The following is a 21,302-nucleotide window of genomic DNA, read 5'->3' as shown; positions in this document are numbered from 1 at the left end:
CGTGAGATTCGTTGACAATATCATGAGGCAATTTTAAAATCAAAAAAAATGGAGCCTACCCATGAACAGCATCTTTTTTACGGTCATCACATTACTATTACTGACCGCTGGTGTTCTTTTATTGATGCAGGAATTCAATAAAACGAAAGTGTCGAAGGACGCCAGTGAACCTCCACAACCTGAACGGATGACAAAAGAGGAAGGGGAAGATCATTTCTCTGTATTGATGAACTCAGTAACGCCTGTTTGGTACTGGCGGGTGAACCATGAATATATCGACTTTTTACACGCGACAATTAAACGCATGAAAATGTCGGAAATTAATGATACGCCCGGACTGTTTGAGGCACAGCGTCGCTGCAGCGACCTGAATTCAGCAGTGTATAAATATTATGATAATATCAAAAAACGCTGTCTGAACGGTGAGAAAGTATCATATTCTGACCTCGACGTATTAAATCTGCGTCAGTGCTTTCGTGAGTTCAGTCTGGAAGCCTATCCTGAGCTGGTGGCGCTTGTCTGGCCTGAGTACGCACGTCCGGAGGTTAACCCGGATAACGTCTGAGTGACGTACCGTTGAGTTATTGCAAACAGTCAGCGCCGTTGAGATATACTGGGCGCTGGTTTCTTTTGCAAACAGGACTTTATGGAACGCTTTTTTGAAAATGCCATGTACGCCTCTCGCTGGATACTGGCTCCCGTCTATTTTGGCCTTTCGCTGGCGCTTATCGCTCTGACGATTAAGTTCTTTCAGGAAATCTGGCATGTTCTGCCGAACATTTTTTCCATTGCCGAAGCGGATTTGATTCTGGTTCTGCTGTCGCTGGTAGATATGACCCTGGTGGGCGGACTGCTGGTGATGGTGATGTTCTCTGGCTACGAAAATTTTGTCTCCCAGCTTGATATCGACGAGCGTAAAGAGAAGCTCAGCTGGCTGGGCAAAATGGATGCTTCATCGCTGAAGAACAAAGTGGCCGCGTCGATTGTGGCAATCTCCTCTATCCACCTGTTACGCGTATTTATGGACGCGAAAAATGTCCCGGATAACAAACTGATGTGGTACGTCATTATCCATCTGACGTTTGTGTTGTCTGCATTTGTGATGGGGTATCTGGATAAGATCAGTAAGAAGTAAAGTACGTGTCCCCCTCGCCCTACGGGCTGAGGGGGCGAAAAGACCTATTTATCCGATGATGCCTGCCACAGGTTCAACTCCCCGTCCGCAACATGTCGATCAATCCTTTCCAGCTCATCTTCGCTGAAGTGCAGGTTATCCAGGGCCCGAACGTTTTCTTCGATCTGGGCCGGGCGACTTGCACCGATCAGCACTGAGGTAACGCGTTCATCCTTGAGCAACCAGCTCAGTGCCATCTGCGCCATCGTCTGTCCACGGACATGCGCCATTTCACTCAGCAAACGCAGGCTGTTGAGATTGGCTTCGGTCAGCATTTTTTCCGTCAGGCCGCGTACCTTTTTACCCTCGCGCTGCATGCGAGAATCTTCAGGGATCCCGTTCAGGTATTTTCCGGTAAGCAACCCCTGCGCCAGCGGGGTAAACGCAATGCAACCCGTCCCGTTTTGCTTAAGCGTATCCAGCAGGCCGGTGTTATCTACCCAGCGGTTGAGCAGGTTGTAGGATGGCTGATGAATAAGCAGCGGAATTTTCCACTCACGCAACAGGTCAGCCATTTTCTGGGTGCGCTCCGTTGAATAGGATGAAATCCCGATATACAGCGCTTTACCGCTTAGCACAGCATGGGCCAGTGCCGCCGCAGTCTCTTCCATCGGCGTATTTTCATCGACGCGATGGGAATAGAAAATATCAACATACTCCAGACCCATCCGCTTCAGACTTTGATCGAGACTGGCAAGCAAATATTTGCGCGAACCGCCTGACCCATACGGCCCCGACCACATGTCGTAACCCGCTTTAGTGGAGATAATCAGTTCGTCGCGATACGCGGAAAAATCCTCACGCAGCAGGCGGCCGAAATTCTCTTCCGCGCTGCCTGCCGGAGGGCCGTAGTTATTGGCGAGATCGAAATGAGTAATGCCGAGATCGAAGGCTTTGCGCAGCAGCGCGCGCTGGGATTCGAGAGGGTGTACGTGGCCAAAGCTATGCCACAAACCAAGCGATAGTGCTGGCAGGCGCAAGCCGCTTTTTCCGCAGTAGCGGTACTGCATATTTTCATAGCGGGCGGGGTCAGGGTTCCAGGACATGATGTCTCCTTTTTTATCGTTGAATTTTCGAAACAACGTTTTCATTCTGAACTTATCACATCACAAATGACATAACTAAGCGCGAGGTGATGGTTAACGTCAGCTGTGTGACTAATGAAGCCACGCTAATCAAAAATGATCACAAAACGTTATAATTTCCCCGGTTCCTGCCGATAACGAGAGAAGTACTCGCCTCTGGGCGAATTCACCCTCACGGCAAGGAAGACTTATGAATATGCTCCGTAATTTCACGATCCGCTTCGTCATGCTGACGATTCTCGGGATCTTTTGTTTAATGTGGGCGGGTGTTGGCCTGTACAGTACCTGGTCCCTTTCGCGTGTTTCGGATGGCAATGACGTGGATCGTCAACTGGTCAAACAGATGACGGTACTCAGTCAGGGCAACGATCAGTATTTCCGCTTTGTGACCCGTTTGAGCCGTGCGATGGAAGTCAAAGCCGCAGGCGGCACGCCGGATTTGGCCTCTGCCCAACAGGCACTGGATAACATGGGTAAGAAACTGGCCGAGATGAAAGCGATCTCGCCAGGACCAATGGACGAACAGATTTCTGCTCAGGTCATCGGTACCTGGCAGGCGTTGCTTGATCAAGGTATCACGCCGCAAATGCAGCAGGCGAAGCTGGAGACTCTGGATGGCTATCGCCAGCAGGCCAATAACGTTACCCCGCCGCTAAGCCGTGCGTTTGGTGCTGCTGCCGAGAACTTTAACAACGCGGCCGCGAAGGCGCTCGACAGCACCCGCGTGGTGGTGGACAACCTGACCAGCATGACGCGTACGGTGATTATCACCGCCACTATTATCGGCCTGCTGATCCTGCTTTTCACCGACCGCTACCTGGTCGCGATGCTGGTCAAACCGCTGGACCGCATTCGCCAGCAGTTCCGCCAGATTGCCCAGGGCGATCTCAGTCAGCCAATTGAACCCTTCGGCCGCAACTGTGTGGGGCAGTTGGTTCCTCTGTTGAGCGCGATGCAGGACAGTCTGCGCGAAGCGGTCAGCACTATCCGCTCCGGCAGTGAAAATATCTGGCGCGGTGCGACGGAAATCTCCAGCGGTAATAACGATCTCTCTTCCCGTACCGAAGAGCAGGCTGCTGCGCTGGAAGAGACGGCTGCCAGCATGGAACAACTGACTGCAACCGTGAAACTGAATGCGGAAAGCGCGCGTCAGGCAAGCCAACTGGCAGATGTGGCATCGACCACCGCCAGCCGTGGCGGCTCGCTGGTGGAGGAAGTGGTGACCACCATGAGCGGCATTTCTGAAAGCTCGAAGAAAATTGCTGAAATCACTAACGTCATCAACAGCATTGCCTTCCAGACCAACATTCTGGCACTCAATGCGGCCGTTGAAGCGGCGCGCGCGGGTGAGCAGGGGCGCGGTTTCGCCGTGGTGGCAGGTGAAGTCCGTAACCTGGCAAGCCGCAGCGCCAATGCGGCAAAGGAAATTGAGGGGCTGATTGCCGACTCCGTTACCCGCGTAGAGCAGGGCGCGCAGCTGGTGGGCGACACCGGCACCACGATGGATGCGATTTTGCGCGACGTGACGGAGGTGACAACCATTATGAAACAGATCGCCTCAGCTTCTGAGGAACAAAGTAAGGGTATTTCTCAGGTCGGTATTGCCATTACGCAGATGGACGGCGTTACCCAGCAGAACGCCTCGCTGGTGGAGGAGGTTTCTGCAGCGGCTTCTGCACTGGAACGCCAGACCGAAGAGCTTCAGCGCTCGGTGCAGAAATTCCGTCTCACCGCATAACGATATGTTGCAAGGCTGCCAGGTGCGGCCTTGCATTATTAGCGCCTTCCTCATTTATATTTCTCTGAAACTGCTATTCTTTGGCTAAACCCACTGACGTTCTGGGCTCCTTCTACGAGGTGTTGCTATGAACAGATCGTTGTCCGTCATCCCTGTCCTTTCTGTCATGTTTCTTGTGCTGTTTTCGGTATCTGCCAGCGCCACCCAGCAGGCGCAAGAGCGGCGTGTGTCGCGTGATGTCAGGCAGGAAACCCGCGACGCGTCACGGCAGGTGAAGCAGACCTGCGTGGCGAACAATAACCAGAGTAATCACGACTGCCGTCAGGACAAGCGTCAGATGAAACAGGCCGGACGGCAAAAAGCGCGGGATATTAAGTATTAATTAGATTTGCGAGACGGCTTCCGGGAATGCCCCTTGTCGGCTCGGGCAATACTGCCAGGTCTTAACCCAGTTGCTGATCGGCCGCGCCCTGCCAGAGGAGATGGCGCGCGTGATAGAGGATTTGCTGTGTGAGCTGGTGGGATATTACGCCGATACGCTGAAAGCGCCGCGCTGGATAAATACGCCGGAAGGTCATATCGCGATTAATTAAAATTGTTTTATGTTGCCGGGCGGCGGCTGCGCCTTGCCCGGCCTACGTTATTATTTTCATGTGTTAATGTAACAATATATTTGGCATTTTCTGCACCGTAACGGCGATGGGAATTAATATAGCCTTAAGCTCCTCCCGACATTATTAATTTTCTTATTTTACCGGAAATAATACAGTCTATGAAAAAGTCCTATATTGTATTGGCCGTCATGGCAGGCTTGGCTATGGTTAATTCAGCAATGGCGCAAAGCGTCACCGTGGATGTCCCGAGCGGTTATAAAGTGGTGATTGTCCCGTCATCCACCACGGTTCCGCAGGCGGTAGCCGTCGCGCCTGCACCGTCACAAACGGTCTATGCCGCGCCAGCGCCTGCTCCGGTTTATCACCCGCGTGCGCGGCATGTGGCGAGCGTGGCGGAAGGGATGGTGATTGAGCATCAGTACGACGATCATCATTGATGCTTCGCACTCAGCAATGCGGCAGCAGGCTAAGCGCTTGCTTAACCGCCGCCTGCAAACGAGATTCAGGAACACCGTCTCTGGCCTGCACCGACAAACCATGTAAAAAGACGGCAAAATAGTCTCCCAGACTCTCTGCATCGGTCGTATCCGGCAGTTCACCGTTATGCACTGCCTGGTGGAGACGATCGATGATCTGCTGCGTACGCTGCAGGCGATGCTGTGCCAGCCAGGTTTTGAGCGTTTCATTTTCCGCACTGACGCTGGCTGCAGAGGCCACCACCATACATCCTTGCGGCAAATCCGGATGGCAGTACAGGTGAACCGCATCCATTAACAGCGTCTGGATGGTATCCCGCACGTTGCCCCCTGCGGATAAGGCCCGATCCGCAAAACCGCCTTCCTGTTTTTCGTAATCGGCGATAGCTTCCCGAAAGAGCTGCTCTTTTGAACCGAACGCCTTGTAAATCCGTGCCGATGCAATCCCCAGCTCTGCCACCAGATCCGACATTGAGGTTCCTTCATAACCCTGTCGCCAGAACAGGTTGCGCGCTTTGATAAGCGCCTGGTCACGATCGAACTGGCGCGGTCTGCCTGCCATTTTGTTGCTCCGGTTGGTCCTGAATTCAGTGAAACAGGATCGCCTAAATCATCTGGATTACCAACGAATTTATAATTTTCGCTTGCGGTTATCCGGCTTTACTCCTATTGTTTGTCAATCGACAAACAATAGGAGTATACGATGAAAACCCTCAAAGGTCCCTCTCTCCATCTGGCTCAGTTCAGCGATGATGCGGCCCCATTCAATAATTTGCCTGCGATAGCCCGGTGGGCGGCGGAAACGGGGTTTAGCGCTCTGCAAATCCCGGTATGGGATCGCCGTCTCTTCGACGTGGCGACGGCGGCAGAAAGCCAGACCTACTGCGACGATCTGACCGGTATGCTGGCGGAGCATGGCCTGGTGGTGAGTGAGCTGACCAGCCACATCTTCGGCCAACTGATGGCGGTACATCCTGCTTACGACAGCTTATGCGACAGCTTTGCGCCGCCGGAAGTCCACGGCAACCCACTGGCCCGCGGCGAATGGGCACAGCAACAGCTGCTGATGGCGGTCAAGGCCTCTGCCAGGCTTGGACTCAGCGATCTGGGTACCTTCTCTGGCTCGCTGGCGTGGCCCTATTTGTTCCCGTTCCCGCAGCGCCCGGAAGGGTTAATTGAAACCGCCTTTGACGAGCTGGCCAGGCGCTGGATGCCGGTGCTTAACGCCTGTGACGAGCAGGGTATTAACCTCTGCTATGAGATCCACCCGAGCGAAGATCTGCATGATGGGGTGACGTTTGAAATGTTTTATCAAAGGGTGAAAGAGCATCCCCGCTGCCGGATACTTTTCGACCCCAGCCACATGGTGCTACAGCAGCTTAACTATCTGGAGTTTATTGATATTTATAAGGACATGATCAACATGTTCCACGTCAAAGACGCTGAATTTAATCCGACCGGGCGTCAGGGTATTTATGGTGGCTATCAGTCGTGGGTCGATCGTGCAGGACGTTTTCGCTCATTAGGTGACGGTCAGGTGGATTTCAGGGCTATTTTCTCGAAGCTGACTCAATACGATTATGCCGGCTGGGCAACCCTGGAATGGGAGTGCTGTCTGAAAAATCCGCTGGATGGTGCCAGAGAAGGTGCTGCGTTCATCCGCGACCATATTATTCACATCACCGATAAAGTCTTCGATGATTTCGCCGGTGCGCCAGTTAACCCTCAGCAAATCAACGCATTACTCGGCATTCGCTAAGCTACGACATCACAGGGAGTCACCATGGAACAACAATACGGTGAGATCGCGCACGCGGATCTCAGGGCAGAACACGTCTATACGAAAGTGAACGGACAGCGCATCCACTGCGTCGTGGCGGTAAAAGGACAACCGGTATTGCTGATACCGGGCTGGCCGCAGACCTGGTATACCTGGCGCTATGTCCTTCAGGCGCTGGCGGCGGCGGGTTTTCAGGCGATAGCGGTCGACCCTCCGGGCATTGTTGAGTCAGATAAACCGCGCGACGGCTATGATACCGGACGTGTCGGTGCCATGCTGCATACCATGATGGTGCAGCTGGGCCATGCGCGTTATAGCATAGTGGGTCACGATATCGGCATGTGGGTTGGTTATGCCATGGCAAGCGATTTTCCTCAGGCGATAGAAAGACTTGTGCTGACAGAAGCGGTTATCCCTGGACTGGCACCACCACCGCCGATTTTTGTCGCACCGGAAGAGAACATCTTTCTCTGGCACTTCATGTTCAATCAACTGGCGGATCTACCCGAAACCCTGACCAGCGGGCGCGAATCACAGTATCTCAGCTATATTTTCGACCGCTGGTCTCATCGACGTGAACGGGTTGCCGCAGAGGTGTATATCGCCGCCTATTCAACACCCGGCGGGCTGCGTGCGGGCTTCGACTATTATCGCGCTATCCCGGAAACCATCCGGCAGAACCAGCGCCGTGCGCAAACACCTTTAACCATGCCGGTGTTAACGGTGGGGGCCGAACATGCGACGCGCGATGCGCCGTTGATAACCCTACAGGGCAATGCCATTGATTTGCGTGGCGAGACGGTGGCGGACTGCGGGCATTTTATTACCGAAGAGTGTCATGAGGCGTTTATTGGGCTAATCGTACCCTTTCTCTCAGAGGACACCGATCGTGCCGCTTGATAAAAACATTGCTGACTTTCTGGCTGCGTCATCGGGCGCGCCGCAACCGGCGTCGTTAGCCGACCTGCGTGCCGCCACCGAAGTGGATTTGTTGCGGCTACAGGGTGAGGAGGAAACAGGTTGCGGCATTCAACATTACGTTGTTATCGCTGATGATGGTTACGCTATCGGTCTTCGCGCGTATACGCCTGCTGCCTCAAACGCTGAAATCGTTCTGCCTGCAATGCTCTTTGCTCACGGCGGCGGATGGTATCTGGGCTCGCTGGCGCTGTACGATCGGCCCTGTCAGGCACTGGCCAATGCTACTGGTCGGAAAATACTCTCCGTTGATTACCGTCTGGCACCGGAGTTCCCCTTCCCAAGGCCGTTAGAAGATGTTTATCAGGCACTGTGCTGGGCCAGTGAACAGGCCGCGCTTTTGGGGATAGATGCGACCCGTCTGGCGGTGGGCGGCGACAGTGCTGGCGGCAATCTTGCTGCCGCGACAGCTCTGCTGGCCCGGGGTCGCGGCGGACCTCACATTGAGCATCAGTTGCTGCTCTACCCGGCGTTAAGTCGCGAAATGTCGTCCCAAAGCTATTGTGAATTTGCTGAAGGTTATTATTTAACGCGTGATGCGATGGTGTTTTGCTGGGAGAACTATCTGGGAGAATGTCGTCATCCTTATGCCGAGCCGCTGCATATGGCCTCGCTGAGGGGGTTACCGCCAGCAACCATCCTGAGTTGTGAATATGATCCCTTGCGCGATGAGGCTGAAGAGTATGCTCTGCGGCTTGAGGAGGCGGGGGTGCCAGTACGCTGTGAACGGTTGCCGGGAATGGTGCATGCCTGCATGCATATGTCAGGGTTAACGCCAGCCGCGCGTCGGTTGTTCGAACGGGCTTGTATCTAATTCAAAAAAACAAAAAACCCAGCGCGATCGCTGGGTTTATTATTCATGCCTGTTCACAAGGTGGCACACAGCCCTAGTGCGTCGCTTCACCAATCAGCGCGCCTGTACCCGCACCAACCGCCGCACCTTTCAGCACGCTCTTGCCGGTAACCGCCGCGGCACCTGCGCCCACGGCAGCACCTACCGCACCACCTTTACGCGCGTCTTTGCCTTTTTCGCCGTTTTTGAACATCGCCCCCGTGCCAGCGCCAACGACGGCACCGCCAACGGTTGATTTCAGATCTTTGCCCGTGGCTGCGCCAATGGCCGCACCTGCTACCGCGCCGGCAGCGGTTTTGTCGATGGCCATTCCCGAGGTAGAAAAAATGAGAGCGCTGATAACCAGCGTTGTTTTAATGAGTTTCATAACAGATCCTTTGTGACTGCTGTCGGTTAATTCGTCGTATCTCACGGTCTGGTGTGAGAAAAACGGACAAATAGTGCCAGCAATATAGGGTCAGCCTTTAAGCTAATCATGCCCTGGGAAAGGATCCTTGCAGCCGGGCGGTGTCCCGCCCGGCCAGCTATCACGCCTGACGTTTGTCTTCGGTATTTGTCTCGAAGTCACTCGCCGCGTGGCGTTCGTGAAGCTGCTCGTTCAACTCGCCGCTGGTGCGGTTAACGATGCGTCCGCGCTTCACTGCTGGGCGATGCGCAATGTCTTTTGCCCAGCGCTGAACGTTGATGTACTTCTCCGCGTCCAGGAAGTCGGCGGCGTTATACACGCTGCCCAGCGCGACGCAGCCAAACCACGGCCAGATTGCCATATCCGCGATGGTGTATTCCTCACCGGCCACGTAACGGCCGCGCGCCAGCTGTTTATCCAGCACGTCGAACAGGCGTTTGGCTTCCATGGTGAAGCGGTCAATCGCATATTCAATTTTCACCGGAGCATAGTTGTAGAAGTGGCCAAACCCGCCGCCGAGGAACGGGGCGGCCCCTTGCAGCCAGAACAACCAGTTCAGGGTTTCCGTGCGGCCTGCCGGATCTTTTGGCAGGAAGTGACCAAATTTTTCTGCCAGGTAAAGCAGAATGCTGCCGGATTCAAATACGCGCGTCGGCGGAGTCGTGGAGTGATCGCGCAGCGCGGGTATTTTTGAGTTCGGGTTCACCTCTACAAACCCGCTGGAGAACTGATCGCCTTCGCCGATGCGGATCAACCATGCGTCGTACTCGGCGCCCGTCACGCCCAGCGCCAGCAGCTCTTCGAGCATAATCGTTACTTTCTGACCGTTCGGTGTGCCCAGGGAGTAGAGCTGTAGCGGATGAGAACCCACAGGGAGCTCTTTCTCATGCGTTGCACCGGAAATCGGACGGTTGATGTTGGCGAATGCACCGCCGTTGTTCTTTTTCCATTCCCACACTTTCGGTGGCTGATAAGTGTTGTCTGACATGTTGGTCTGCCTTTTGAGTGATGTGTTGAGGCAGTGTAGCAGGAGATTTGTGAACCGTTTAACGATGTGAGCGCAATCAATTAACCGCTATTCCTTCTGGCGCTTATATATATCAAATTCGGCATAAGCTTAATCGAAAATCGCATTTTCATAATTAATGCGGAAACCGATAAAGCTGCATATGATGCTTCAACATAAATAAAAGATGCAGTAATAAACACTTTATAAGGCAAGGAGTAAGTGAGATGCGCAAGCTTCTGTTATCGGCAGTGCTGGTTTCGCTCGCGTTAGGCCTGGCTGGCTGTGATGATGCGAAAAATAAAGAGACAAATACGCCCTCAGCGGCAAAAAGCGACGCGCCGAAAGAGGGTGGTTCGCTGATTATTGGTATAACCTCCGGAGACCCGTTAGCCGTTAATCCTCTCTATGCCAGCGACCGTACCACGTTAACGATCATGCAGGCACTCTATGCCCCGCTGTATAGCTTTAATAACGGCAACATTGAGTGGGGTCTGGCGGAAAGCCTGACGCCCTCCGCCGACAATCTGAGTTATACCCTGACGTTAAAACCCAACCTGAAATGGCAGGACGGCCAGCCGCTGACGGCGGACGACGTGGTCTTTACGTTCAATAAGCTGCTGGATGCCAAACAGCATAGCTTCTTCCGCAGCATGTTTACCTGGGGCGGCAAGCCCGTTGAGGTGAGCAAGGTTGACGACCGCACCGTTAAGTTCACGTTACCGCAGGTCAGTGCGGCCTTTACCGGCACTCTGGTACAGATCTACCCGATCCCGCAGCACGTGTTCGCCGGTGAAGGCGATCTGGAAAAGAGCAGCAAAAACGATGCGCCAGTGGGTTCTGGCCCGTTCAAATTCAAAGAGTACCGCGCCGGACAATATTACGCCCTGACCCGTTTCGATGATTACTGGAACGGCAAAGCGAAGCTTGATTCGGTCACCTACCGTTTCGCCAAAGACAGTAACGCCGCCAACCTTGCGCTGCAAAACGGTGAAATCAACCTCAAGATGGTTGATCCGCAGGATGTGAATCGCCTGAAAAATACCGGGAAGTTTGACTTTGTGGTCTATCCGGAAGGCCGTTTGGCCTATATGACGTTCAACCAGAACGTGCCGGTGATGAAGAGCAAAGAACTGCGACAGGCCATTGCGTATGCCATCAACAAAGATGAGCTAACCCAGACCGCGTTTACCTCGCTTGACTACGCTAAACCGGCGACGTCCTTCCTGACGCCCGATACGCTTTACAAGACGGATGACGTTGAACAGTACAAATTCGATCTGCAAAAAGCCAAAGACCTGCTGAAGACGTCCGGCGCGCCGGGCAACATCAAGCTGCGCCTGGCGTATGTGAACACCAACAAAACCCAGGAGAGCATGGCGCTCTATATTCAGCAGGCGCTGAAGGGCATTGGGGTGAGCGTGGAGCTGATGCCGCTGGACTCCAACGCCATGTCTCAGCGCAGTCTCGACATGAACAACACCGCGTGGGAGCTGAACCTGGGCGGCTACATCATGGGCTCCGAGCCGGATGGTTACAAATCGCTGTTCATGAGCAACGAAGCCTATAACTACGCGCACTACAAAAATCCGCAGTTTGATGCCCTGTGGGATAAAGGCGCGGTGGAAACCGACGCCGCGAAACGTGCCGATATCTACGAGCAAATTCAGCAGACGGTGGCGAATGACATGACGTACTACCCGATTGCCTACACCAATGCGACCGTCGCGGTGGACAAGCGTTTCGGCGGCACCCAGGAGGCAGAGCCGAAACCAGTCTACCTCTTCCAGGATCTGTCAAAAATCTATCAGAAATAAGCGATTGCCCCGGCCGTCGGGTCGGGGCTTTGGTAAGGGCACGTCGTGAACACACTTCTTACGCGTCGGCTGCTGCAATTACTGCCGATGCTGTTCTTTATTTCACTGGTGGCGTTTTTGCTGGTCAAACTCGCACCCGGCGATCCGGTGGCGGCCTACATTACGCCGCGCATGGCCCCGGAAGATATCGAGCGTATTCGCCAGAGCCTGGGGCTGGATAAGCCCCTGGTCACGCAGTACGTCCTGTGGCTAAAAAACGTCCTGCAGGGCGATCTCGGCTATTCGCTGATTTACCACCGCCCGGTGCTGGAGATGATCGGCGAACGCATTCCGGCCACGCTGGGGCTGATGGGGTCGTCGCTGCTGATGGCTATCGTGCTGGCGATCCCGCTGGGCCTGCTGGCGGGGGCATTTAAGCACCGCTGGCTGGATCACCTGCTGAACCTGTTCGCCTATATCGGCATCTCGGTGCCGATTTTCTGGTTCGGTATTTTGCTCATCACCGTCTTTGCCGTGCAGCTTAACTGGTTTCCCAGCATGGGGATGCGCACCATCGGCGTGGAGGATAACGGCCTGGACGTGTTGCGCCACGGCGTGCTGCCGTGCATTGCGCTCACGTTCTACAACCTTTCCAGCTACGTGCGCTACATCCGATCCAACACCATCTCGCAGCTCTCGGCCGACTACGTGCAGACCCAACTGGCTTACGGTGCCACGCGCTCCAGCATTCTGTTTCGCCACGTGCTGAAAAACGTGTTGCTGCCGGTTATCACCCTGTTCGGCCTGTCGTTCGGTGAGCTGATTGTGGGGGCCTATGTGACGGAAAGCGTCTTCTCCTGGCCAGGGATGGGGCTACTTGGGATCCAGTCGATCGCTTCGCTGGACTACCCGCTGATCATGGCGATCATCATGCTCTCGTCGATGATGCTGATCGTCGGTAACCTGATCGCCGATGTGCTTTATCGCTTCGCCGATCCCCGCATTCGTACGCTGAGGTAACCGGATGAGCAGACGCTGGCAGCAGGTTCGTCACCAGCTGCGCCGCAACCGTCCGGCGCAGTTCTCCCTGTTTGTGCTTTTTATTTTCGTTGTCGCCGCGCTCTGTGCGGGCTTAAGTCCGTACGATCCGGATCGGATGGCGCTCGGCGCGCGCACGCTACCGCCGGATGCCGCGCACTGGTTCGGCACCGACGAGTACGGACGCGACTACTTCACCCGCGCGCTGTATGGCGGCCAGATCTCCCTGATGGCCGGTTTTCTCGCCATGCTCTTTTCCACGCTTATCGGCACGGTAGTGGGAACGGTGAGCGGCTATTTTGGCGGCTGGCTGGATAACCTGATGATGCGCGCCGTGGATATCCTGATGGCCATTCCGGCCTTCTTCCTGCTGCTGGTGGTGAATGCTTACCTCAAGCCGGGCGTGGATAACATCATTCTGATTATCAGCCTGCTGACGTGGATGAACATGTCGCGGCTGGTGCGTGCTGAAACCCTATCGGTGAAAGAGCGCGAGTACGTGCTGTATGCCCGCGCGTCGGGGGAGCATCCTCTGCGCATTATCATGCGCCACATTATTCCCGGCGTGCTGCCGACCATTATCGTGGCGGCCACGCTCAATATCGCCTCGGCCATTTTGATGGAGTCAACGCTCAGCTTCCTGGGGCTGGGCGTGCAGGCGCCTGCGGCGTCGTGGGGAAGCATGCTTAACAACGCGCAGTCTTACATTGGCGAGGCATCGTGGCTGGCGATGTTCCCCGGCATTCTGATCCTGTTGACGGTGTTCAGCTTTAACGTGCTGGGCGATGTATTTCGTACCGCCTTTGAGCCAGGAGCGAATCGCGATGAGTAACTTATTAGCGCTTGAGAACCTGCAAACCACGTTCCGCACCCGCGAGGGCGAGGTTCATGCGGTGCGCGGCGTGAGCTTTCAGGTGCAGCCGGGGGAACTTGTCGGCATTGTTGGCGAGTCGGGCTGCGGGAAAAGCGTCACCTGTAAGTCGATCATTCAGCTTCTGGGGAACAACGGACGGATCGCCGGGGGCAGTATCCGGTTCCAGAACGAGGATCTGGCGCAGAAAACCCCCGCGCAGATGCGCGCCATTCGCGGCAACGAGATCGCGATGATTTTCCAGGATCCGATGACCGCCCTGAACCCGGTGCTAACCATCGGCAAACAGATGGCTGAGATCCTGATGCGCAATAAAGGACTGACCAAAAAAGCGGCCAGGGCAGCGGCGATCGCCATGCTGGAACAGGTGGGTATTGCCGAGGCGGAACGCCGATACGACCAGTATCCGCACGAGTTCAGCGGCGGGATGCGCCAGCGGGTAATGATCGCAATTGCGCTCTCCTGCAACCCGAAGCTTCTTATAGCCGATGAGCCGACCACCGCGCTGGACGTGACCATTCAGGCGCAGATCCTGCGCCTGCTGAAAAGCCTGCAACAGCAGACCCAAACCGCGATTCTGCTGATCACCCACGATCTCGGTGTGGTGGCGCAGGTCTGCAGCCGCGTGGTGGTGATGTACGGTGGACTGGTGATGGAGGAGGGGAGCGTGGAAGATATTTTTTATCGCCCTGCGCATCCTTACACCCAGGGGCTGCTGGCCTCGCTGCCGCGCCCGGATGAGGTGAATCAACGTTTATCCCCGATTGAAGGTTCGCCGCCTGGCCTGCTTAACCCGCCGCCGGGCTGTCCGTTCGCGGAACGCTGCCCGAAACGCACGCCCCAGTGTGAACGGCAACCCGCATTTTACACCGCCGGAGAGGGGCATCGTGCTGCCTGCTGGCTATGGGCCGACAAGGAGATTCAGGCATGAGTGAACAACAGGCGCCATTAGTGAGCGTGCGCGATCTGCGCAAGCACTATCCGCTCAACGGCGGTTTGCTGCGTAAAGGCGCGGCCGTGAAAGCGGTTGATGGCGTGAGCTTTGATATCCAGCCCGGCGAGACGTTTGGCCTGGTGGGGGAGTCCGGCTGCGGGAAATCTACCCTCGGGCGTGCCATCCTGCGCCTTTTCGATATCACCTCTGGTGAAATCCACTTTGCCGGGCAGGCGATCGCCCACGCCCGTGAAAAAGAGCTCAAGCCGCTGCGTAAGCGGATGCAGGCGATTTTTCAGGATCCTTATTCCTCGCTCAACCCCGGAATGACCGTGCGACAGCTGGTGGCCGAACCGATGCAAATCCACGGCTACAGCCGCGAAGAACAGCGGGAGCGTATGGAAACGCTGCTCTATAAAGTGGGGCTGAAACACGAACACCTTGAACGGTTCCCGCATGAGTTCAGCGGCGGACAGCGTCAGCGCATCAGTATTGCCCGTGCGTTGTCCGTGCATCCTGAATTTGTGCTGTGCGATGAACCGCTCTCGGCGCTGGACGTCTCGGTGCAGGCGCAGGTAGTGAATATTTTGCAGGACCTGCAGCAGGAGCTGGGGCTGACCTATCTGTTCATCGCCCACGATCTCTCCATGGTGCGCCATATCTCCAGCCGCATTGGCGTGATGTATCTCGGTAAACTGGTGGAGGTCGCACCCGCGAATGAGCTGTATCAGCGTCCGGCGCACCCTTACACCCGCGTGCTGCTGGCGGCGGTTCCCCAGCCCGATCCGCGCATTCGCAATCTCGAAGATGCAACCCTGCGCGGCGACATTCCTGGCCCCACGTCCGCGCTCGCGGGCTGTAAGTTCTGCAGCCGCTGCCCGCACGCCATGCCGGTTTGCCAGACGCAGGAGCCTGCCATGCAGGAGATTGCACCAGGACATTTCGCGGCATGTTGGTTGTTTAACATGTAATTAATGTGCCTTGCAGGTGTATGATAAATCCACCTCTGTCAGGTTAATTACAACGTGCAGACGACGACAACCCTTTCAAAAAATTGCCGCCTGCCTGTTTTAGGTTGGATACATGCGTAAAGGAAAGTTAAGCAGTGACGCGCCATTCGGGACGTTATTAGGCTATGCGCCGGGTGGCGTGGCGATTTACTCTTCAAATTACGGCAGTCTCGATCCGCGTAAGTACCCGGAAGATGCGGATTTTCGCAGCTACATCGGCAATGAATACATGGGCCACAAGTGGCAATGTGTTGAGTTTGCCCGCCGTTTCCTGTTCCTCAACTATGGTTTCGTTTTTACCGATGTCGGCATGGCGTGGGAGATCTTCTCCCTGCGCTTTTTGCGCCAGGTAGTGAACGATAACATTCTGCCGTTACAGGCCTTTTCCAACGGTTCGAAACGCGCGCCGCGAGCCGGAGCGCTGCTTATCTGGCAAAAGGGTGGGGAGTTTCATGAGACCGGCCACGTAGCGGTGATCACCCAGCTCCTGGACGATAAGGTCCGTATCGCGGAGCAGAACGTCATTCACTCACCATTGCCGCTTGGGCAGCAGTGGACGCGCGAACTGCGTTTGAGCGTCGAGAACGGGTGCTACACCATTCATGACACCTTCAACGACACTGAAATTCTCGGCTGGATGATCCAGACGGACGGCACGGAACACAGCATTCCCCAGCCGGAAATCGACGGTGCGCTGTTGAAAATCAGCGGCGCGCGGTTGAAAAACAAACGTCAGTTCGACGGTAAATGGCTTAACGAAAACGACGCGTTGCAGCAGGCATATGTCCGCGCGAACGGCCACTTTATCAATAAAGATCCCTGCCAGTACTTCACCATTACCGAAAGCGCCGAGCAGGAGCTGATCAAAGCGACTAACGAACTGCACCTGATGTACCTGCATGCGACCGACAAAGTGTTGAAAGACGACAACTTACTGGCACTTTTCGACATCCCTAAAATTCTCTGGCCACGTCTGCGCCTCTCCTGGCAGTGGCGCCGTCACCATATGATTACCGGTCGTATGGATTTCTGCATGGATGAGCGGGGCATTAAGGTCTACGAGTACAACGCTGATTCCGCGTCCTGCCACACCGAGGGCGGACTAATTCTCGAAGAGTGGGTGAAAAACGGCTATCGCGGCAACGGACATAACCCGGCGGAAGGGCTGCTGGAAGAGCTAACCGGGGCGTGGAAACACAGCCACGCGCGTCCGTTTGTGCACATCATGCAGGACAACGATGTCGAGGAGGATTATCACGCGCTGTTTATTCAGCGTTCTCTGCTGCAGGCCGGGTTTGAAACCAAAATTCTGCATGGGCTCGGCGCACTGAGCTGGGATGCTGCCGGACAGCTGATTGACGACGAAGGCCGTCACGTGAATTGCGTGTGGAAGACCTGGGCGTGGGAAACCGCGATCGAACAGATCCGCGAGGTGAGCGAAACCGAGTATGCCGCCGTGCCGATCCGCACCGGACATCCTGAAGGCGAAGTGCGCCTGATTGACGTCCTGCTGCGCCCGGAAGTTCTGGTGTTTGAACCGCTGTGGACGGTTATTCCCGGCAACAAGGCAATCCTCCCGGTACTCTGGCAGCTGTTCCCGAATCATCGTTACCTGCTTGATACCGATTTTGAGGTTAACGACCTGCTGAAACAGACCGGCTATGCCGTTAAACCGATTGCCGGACGCTGCGGCAGCAATATCGATCTGATCAGCCCTGAGGATGAGCTGCTTGATAAATCCAGCGGCAAGTTTGTCGACCGCAAAAACATCTACCAGCAGCTGTGGTGCCTGCCAAACGTTGATGGCAAGCACATTCAGGTCTGTACCTTTACCGTGGGCGGTAACTACGGCGGAACCTGCCTGCGCGGCGACGACTCGCTGGTGGTGAAGAAAGAGAGCGATATTGAGCCATTGATTGTGGTGAAAGATGAATAGCCTCCGCAGAGCGTAAGCAAAGATCCGCAAGCGACCCTTGCGGATTTTTTTTATCCGTGAGCGAAACCTTCAGGCGTTAGCGTGCGAACTATTATTCATACAGCACCTTTTTCTCTGATGGAGCCGCCCATGATACGTTTGAATACCTTGTTAGCCGCCGCCGTTCTGAGTCTTTCCCTTTTCACCCTTCGTGCCCATGCTGCCCTTGAAGCCGGTGCGAAAGCGCCGGATTTCAGTTTGCAGGGGGCGCTTGGCGGCAAACCGCTCACCTTCTCTCTTCAGCAGGCGCTGCAGAAAGGCCCGGTGGTGCTCTATTTCTTCCCGGCGGCATTTACCAAAGGCTGCACCCTTGAGGCTCATGCTTTCGCTGAAGCGACGGATGACTTCAGGAAACTGGGCGCAACCGTGGTGGGGGTAACTGCCGGGAATGTCGATCAGGTGGATGAATTCTCGAAGCTGGAGTGTCGCGATAAATTTGCCGTTGCGGCTGACCCTGGCGCGAAAGTGGCAGCCGAATACCAGACGTTGATGCAGATGAACGGTAAAACGGTGTCTGACCGTACCTCATTCGTTATCGCGCCGGATGGCAAAATCCTGCTGAGTTATACCGATCGTAACCCTGACGAGCACATCCAGAAAACCATGGATGCCGTGAAAAAATACGCAAATTCGCACTCGTAATTTAGCCGTCGGGGTTTGCTATGTTAACAGCCATGCTGGCCGCCTTTGTGGGCGGCATTATTCTCAACTTTATGCCCTGCGTGTTCCCGGTCATTTCCCTTAAGGCGTTAGGGATTTTACGTCATCAAGGCGATACCCGGAGCGCGCGCACCGAAGGGATTGGGTTTCTGCTGGGTGTGATTTTTACCATGCTGGTCTTAGCAGGCGTACTGCTGGCGCTGCGGGCGGGTGGAATGGCTGTTGGCTGGGGGTTCCAGCTTCAGTCTCCGCTGGTCATTGCTGCACTGGCGCTGGTTATTCTGGGGGCGTCACTGAACCTGCTCGGTGTGTTTGAGGTGGGGCTATCGCTTCAACGAGCAGGGGAAATCTCGGTCGGGCGCGGCGCGTTTACCCGCTCAGCATTAACCGGTGCGCTGGCGATTGTGGTCGCGACACCGTGCTCAGCGCCCTTTATGGCCGGGGCGGTAGGGTATGCGCTGGTGCAGACTCCGGCCGTTTCGCTGGGTATTTTTCTCGCGCTGGCACTCGGGTTCGCGGCACCGTTTACTCTGATCTCACTCTTTCCGGCTATTGCCGAACGCTTGCCCCGACCAGGTGCCTGGATGGATATCCTTAAGCATGGTCTGGCATTCCCAATGCTCGGTGCCTTTGCCTGGCTGGTGTGGGTACTTACACAGCAGGCAGGTACGACGGCGTTGGCGGCTCTGCTTGCGAGTGCGGTGGTGGTGAGCTTTGCGGCGTGGTTGTACGGTATGGCACAGCGCAGACGCTATACCGGTCAGCCCTATAAAGTGCTGTTGGCGGTCACCGCGGTGCTGTTGATTGCGGCTATCGGCCCGCTACCGGGTGTGATGCACACCCAGTCCTCTCAGCCGGAAGTGCTGAGCGCAGAAAACATCACGCGGGTAACGTGGTCACCGCAGACGGTAGAAAAGATGCGCGGGCATGGCAAAGCCATTTTTGTGGATTTTACGGCGTCGTGGTGTATCACCTGCCAGGTGAACGAGCGAACGTCACTCTCAACCGCGGCGGTGAAACAGGCCCTGGCCGAAACGGGAACGGTCTATATGGTGGCGGATTCCACCAGGTTTAACGCCGATATTGATGATGCGATGAACACCTTCGGGCAGGGTGGGTTACCTCTCTACGTGGTTTACCCTGCAGATGGTAGCGCACCGAAAGTGCTTCCTCAGGTTCTGACGCCCTCAATTGTCGTTAACGCCCTGAATCAGGCATCCGGTAAAAAAGCATGAGGTAACTGCCATGGCGAAAAATGGATAGCGGTTTAGCGCCGCGTGAAGCCTGGCCCGCGCTAATGGCTCGCGCTCAGGCGGGCGAACGCGAGGCTTATACACAGTTGTTGCGGGCTATCGTCCCGGTGATCCGGGCGATTGTTCGCAAGCAGATTTCCGACAGCGTGCTGGTGGACGACGTTATTCAGGACGTCCTGTTAACGGTTCACCGGGTGCGGCATACCTACGATCCTGTCTGTCCTTTTTTGCCCTGGTTGATGGCTATCGCCCGGGCCAGAACCGTTGACGCATTACGCAGGCGTGGCCATCACTGGCTACGTGAAACGGATGATGGGCAGATTGCAGAGGAGGTCTCTGACAACACCCCGGAAGATGAAGAAAGGGAAGAAGAGTTGGCGATGATATTAGACCAGCTTCCTTCGCGTCAGCGCCAGATTGTGGAGCATATCCATCTACAGGAAATGAGTCTTGCGGAGGCTGCTGCTCGTCATAATTTAAGCATTGCTGCCGTGAAATCGTTACTACACAGAGCACTAACCAACCTTCGCCGGATGGGAGCGAACCATGGCCGATCATAATCTTTTAATTGCAAAACTCAGTCAGGATGCCAGTCCGATACGTCGGCCCTGGGCAAGCAACCGACGCGTTGTCGCGTGGCTGCTGATGGCACTGCCGTGTGGCTGGTTAAGCAGTCTGGTATTTCAGCGTGTGGCAACGGACTGGACGCAATCCGGCGCAATACTGGCGGCGTTTCAGCTTATTCTGGCATTTGTCATGGGGACACTGGCCATTCGCAATGCGTTTCTGCTGAGTATTGCCGGGCGTAAGCTGTTGGGCTGGAAAGGGTTCGCACCGTTGATTGCACTCTGGCTGGGGGGCGTGGTGTTAAGCCTCGGACGGACGCATATTCAGGCCCATCATCCCGACGAGGTGAATTGCTATCTGTTTATGATGGCGGTCAGCACACCAATGGTCGCGATTGTGATCGCGTATTTACGCAGAACGCGGACGTTGTATCCGTTGCGCACGCTAGCTATCGCTGGAGCGGGGGTGTCCTGTATGGCGCTGACGTTACTGTCATTTTGCCATCCGGTGGAGGTACATCCATTGGATTTTCTGCTGCATGTGGCGGCGGGAGTGACGATTGTGGCGGCGACAATGGCTATTGGATGGCGGTGGGTCAGAGTAAGGTGAATTCAAACGCATCGCCGGAGCGTGATTGCATTGCTCACAGCGGTAATTATCTTATATTTTTTTCGATACTCTTCTGTAGTGGACTACTGATATATATTTTTTGTGAATAATTTCGTGTGTGTTAAATGATCTTGTAAATGAATTAATGTTGCACGCCATGCTGGGTGTGCATGCTATTTTAAACATGCTCATTCCCTTCCAATCTCTCATTTTTTTAAAAAAGTACAAAATCAGATATTTCACGAGTTAGGTGAGATTTTGCTCGATTTCATCCCTAAGTTAAATTGAGCGCTTACTAAGCAGCCTTATCCCATGGGGTTTACATGGATGTCTTAAAGAAAATTCTTATAAATCAGAATGATGATCTTTTTTTGTTAAATTTTAATCTGTAACTTTCTGTTACATATTTTCATTTCCAGTCCCGTAGGGAACGTTCCTACACTCACCGCTAGTGGGTCTTATCCGAAATTTTTTATTTC

23 protein-coding genes are annotated in these 21,302 nt (G+C 54.9%); 19 read left to right on the top strand and 4 right to left on the bottom strand.

Annotated elements, in window-relative coordinates; all coding sequences use genetic code 11:
- Window positions 1-61: 61 nt before the first annotated feature.
- Together ACLHV8_RS18750 and ACLHV8_RS18745 are read left to right on the top strand one after the other, a co-directional pair.
- Window positions 62-565, top strand: coding sequence for an ESA_00282 family adhesion-associated protein (locus ACLHV8_RS18750; RefSeq protein ID WP_028019653.1), 504 nt, complete (start codon window positions 62-64; stop codon window positions 563-565).
- Window positions 566-646: 81 nt separating this feature from the next.
- Complete coding sequence (locus ACLHV8_RS18745) at window positions 647-1,135, top strand: TIGR00645 family protein (protein WP_023309169.1); 489 nt, start codon at window positions 647-649, stop codon at window positions 1,133-1,135.
- A 44-nt stretch (window positions 1,136-1,179) separates the two neighbouring features.
- Here ACLHV8_RS18745 and ACLHV8_RS18740 read toward each other — a convergent pair whose 3' ends face one another.
- On the bottom strand, window positions 1,180-2,220 hold the full coding sequence (locus ACLHV8_RS18740) for an aldo/keto reductase (RefSeq protein ID WP_134707970.1): 1,041 nt from the start codon (window positions 2,218-2,220) through the stop codon (window positions 1,180-1,182).
- A 229-nt stretch (window positions 2,221-2,449) separates the two neighbouring features.
- On the opposite strand from ACLHV8_RS18740, the gene ACLHV8_RS18735 reads away from it, so the two are divergent.
- The 4 genes from ACLHV8_RS18735 to ACLHV8_RS18720 all read left to right on the top strand — a co-directional run bounded on the left by ACLHV8_RS18735 (window position 2,450) and on the right by ACLHV8_RS18720 (window position 5,048).
- Complete coding sequence (locus ACLHV8_RS18735; protein WP_208594561.1) at window positions 2,450-3,997, top strand: methyl-accepting chemotaxis protein; 1,548 nt, start codon at window positions 2,450-2,452, stop codon at window positions 3,995-3,997.
- A 127-nt stretch (window positions 3,998-4,124) separates the two neighbouring features.
- Entirely contained in the window at window positions 4,125-4,379 is a 255-nt protein-coding gene (locus ACLHV8_RS18730; RefSeq protein WP_049005040.1) for a hypothetical protein, read from the top strand.
- Between the two features lie 70 nt (window positions 4,380-4,449).
- The gene (locus ACLHV8_RS18725; protein ID WP_154231567.1) at window positions 4,450-4,590 is read left to right on the top strand and encodes a hypothetical protein; all 141 of its coding nucleotides are present in this window, start codon (window positions 4,450-4,452) and stop codon (window positions 4,588-4,590) included.
- 179 nt (window positions 4,591-4,769) lie between these two features.
- A complete protein-coding gene (locus ACLHV8_RS18720; protein WP_108090463.1) occupies window positions 4,770-5,048 on the top strand; it encodes a hypothetical protein in 279 nt (92 codons plus the stop codon).
- A gap of 10 nt (window positions 5,049-5,058) precedes the next feature.
- Here the strand turns inward: ACLHV8_RS18720 and ACLHV8_RS18715 are convergent, their stop codons facing one another.
- Complete coding sequence (locus ACLHV8_RS18715; protein WP_023333391.1) at window positions 5,059-5,649, bottom strand: TetR/AcrR family transcriptional regulator; 591 nt, start codon at window positions 5,647-5,649, stop codon at window positions 5,059-5,061.
- Between the two features lie 141 nt (window positions 5,650-5,790).
- Between ACLHV8_RS18715 and ACLHV8_RS18710 the strand changes: the two genes are divergently transcribed.
- Genes ACLHV8_RS18710 through ACLHV8_RS18700 form a run of 3 tightly spaced genes read left to right on the top strand, consistent with a single transcriptional unit; the run spans window position 5,791 to window position 8,659 of the window.
- Window positions 5,791-6,846 carry a sugar phosphate isomerase/epimerase family protein gene (locus ACLHV8_RS18710; RefSeq protein ID WP_028019658.1) on the top strand — a complete coding sequence of 352 codons (1,056 nt, stop codon included), beginning with the start codon at window positions 5,791-5,793 and terminating at the stop codon, window positions 6,844-6,846.
- A gap of 24 nt (window positions 6,847-6,870) precedes the next feature.
- Complete coding sequence (locus tag ACLHV8_RS18705) at window positions 6,871-7,767, top strand: alpha/beta fold hydrolase (RefSeq protein WP_410377006.1); 897 nt, start codon at window positions 6,871-6,873, stop codon at window positions 7,765-7,767.
- Window positions 7,757-8,659 (top strand): alpha/beta hydrolase, encoded by a 903-nt coding sequence (locus ACLHV8_RS18700; protein WP_208594563.1) that lies wholly within the window; start codon window positions 7,757-7,759, stop codon window positions 8,657-8,659. The genes ACLHV8_RS18705 and ACLHV8_RS18700 overlap by 11 nt, the downstream gene beginning before the upstream one ends.
- Before the next feature lie 73 nt (window positions 8,660-8,732).
- Here ACLHV8_RS18700 and ACLHV8_RS18695 read toward each other — a convergent pair whose 3' ends face one another.
- Window positions 8,733-9,065 carry a YMGG-like glycine zipper-containing protein gene (locus ACLHV8_RS18695; RefSeq protein WP_028019661.1) on the bottom strand — a complete coding sequence of 111 codons (333 nt, stop codon included), beginning with the start codon at window positions 9,063-9,065 and terminating at the stop codon, window positions 8,733-8,735.
- A gap of 160 nt (window positions 9,066-9,225) precedes the next feature.
- Window positions 9,226-10,092 (bottom strand): glutathione-dependent disulfide-bond oxidoreductase, encoded by an 867-nt coding sequence (yghU, locus tag ACLHV8_RS18690; RefSeq protein ID WP_208594564.1) that lies wholly within the window; start codon window positions 10,090-10,092, stop codon window positions 9,226-9,228.
- Between the two features lie 245 nt (window positions 10,093-10,337).
- On the opposite strand from yghU, the gene ACLHV8_RS18685 reads away from it, so the two are divergent.
- The 10 genes from ACLHV8_RS18685 (at window position 10,338) to ACLHV8_RS18640 (ending at window position 20,823) form a co-directional block, all read left to right on the top strand.
- Window positions 10,338-11,927, top strand: coding sequence for an ABC transporter substrate-binding protein (locus tag ACLHV8_RS18685; protein ID WP_208594565.1), 1,590 nt, complete (start codon window positions 10,338-10,340; stop codon window positions 11,925-11,927).
- 45 nt (window positions 11,928-11,972) lie between these two features.
- Window positions 11,973-12,926 (top strand): ABC transporter permease, encoded by a 954-nt coding sequence (locus tag ACLHV8_RS18680; protein WP_208594566.1) that lies wholly within the window; start codon window positions 11,973-11,975, stop codon window positions 12,924-12,926.
- Window positions 12,927-12,930: 4 nt separating this feature from the next.
- Window positions 12,931-13,776, top strand: coding sequence for an ABC transporter permease (locus ACLHV8_RS18675; protein ID WP_208594567.1), 846 nt, complete (start codon window positions 12,931-12,933; stop codon window positions 13,774-13,776).
- Window positions 13,769-14,746, top strand: a complete 978-nt coding sequence (locus tag ACLHV8_RS18670) for an ABC transporter ATP-binding protein (protein ID WP_208594568.1) — start codon at window positions 13,769-13,771, stop codon at window positions 14,744-14,746. The genes ACLHV8_RS18675 and ACLHV8_RS18670 overlap by 8 nt, the downstream gene beginning before the upstream one ends.
- Window positions 14,743-15,720 (top strand): ABC transporter ATP-binding protein, encoded by a 978-nt coding sequence (locus tag ACLHV8_RS18665; protein ID WP_208594569.1) that lies wholly within the window; start codon window positions 14,743-14,745, stop codon window positions 15,718-15,720. Before ACLHV8_RS18670 ends, ACLHV8_RS18665 begins: the two co-directional genes overlap by 4 nt.
- 112 nt (window positions 15,721-15,832) lie before the next feature.
- Window positions 15,833-17,695 (top strand): bifunctional glutathionylspermidine amidase/synthase, encoded by a 1,863-nt coding sequence (gene gss, locus ACLHV8_RS18660; protein WP_028019668.1) that lies wholly within the window; start codon window positions 15,833-15,835, stop codon window positions 17,693-17,695.
- 129 nt (window positions 17,696-17,824) lie between these two features.
- Window positions 17,825-18,376 carry a peroxiredoxin gene (locus tag ACLHV8_RS18655; protein WP_208594570.1) on the top strand — a complete coding sequence of 184 codons (552 nt, stop codon included), beginning with the start codon at window positions 17,825-17,827 and terminating at the stop codon, window positions 18,374-18,376.
- Between the two features lie 20 nt (window positions 18,377-18,396).
- Complete coding sequence (locus ACLHV8_RS18650) at window positions 18,397-19,629, top strand: protein-disulfide reductase DsbD family protein (RefSeq protein WP_049005031.1); 1,233 nt, start codon at window positions 18,397-18,399, stop codon at window positions 19,627-19,629.
- A gap of 20 nt (window positions 19,630-19,649) precedes the next feature.
- Window positions 19,650-20,207 carry a sigma-70 family RNA polymerase sigma factor gene (locus tag ACLHV8_RS18645; RefSeq protein ID WP_049005030.1) on the top strand — a complete coding sequence of 186 codons (558 nt, stop codon included), beginning with the start codon at window positions 19,650-19,652 and terminating at the stop codon, window positions 20,205-20,207.
- Window positions 20,194-20,823: an NrsF family protein gene (locus ACLHV8_RS18640; RefSeq protein WP_049005029.1), complete on the top strand. Its 630-nt coding sequence runs from the start codon at window positions 20,194-20,196 to the stop codon at window positions 20,821-20,823. The genes ACLHV8_RS18645 and ACLHV8_RS18640 overlap by 14 nt, the downstream gene beginning before the upstream one ends.
- Window positions 20,824-21,302 lie beyond the last annotated feature (479 nt).

This window comes from Enterobacter sp. CPE_E863, assembly GCF_046521465.1.
In the GTDB taxonomy this organism is placed as follows: domain Bacteria; phylum Pseudomonadota; class Gammaproteobacteria; order Enterobacterales; family Enterobacteriaceae; genus Enterobacter; species Enterobacter adelaidei.
This window is presented reverse-complemented; position numbering and strand designations above follow the sequence as displayed.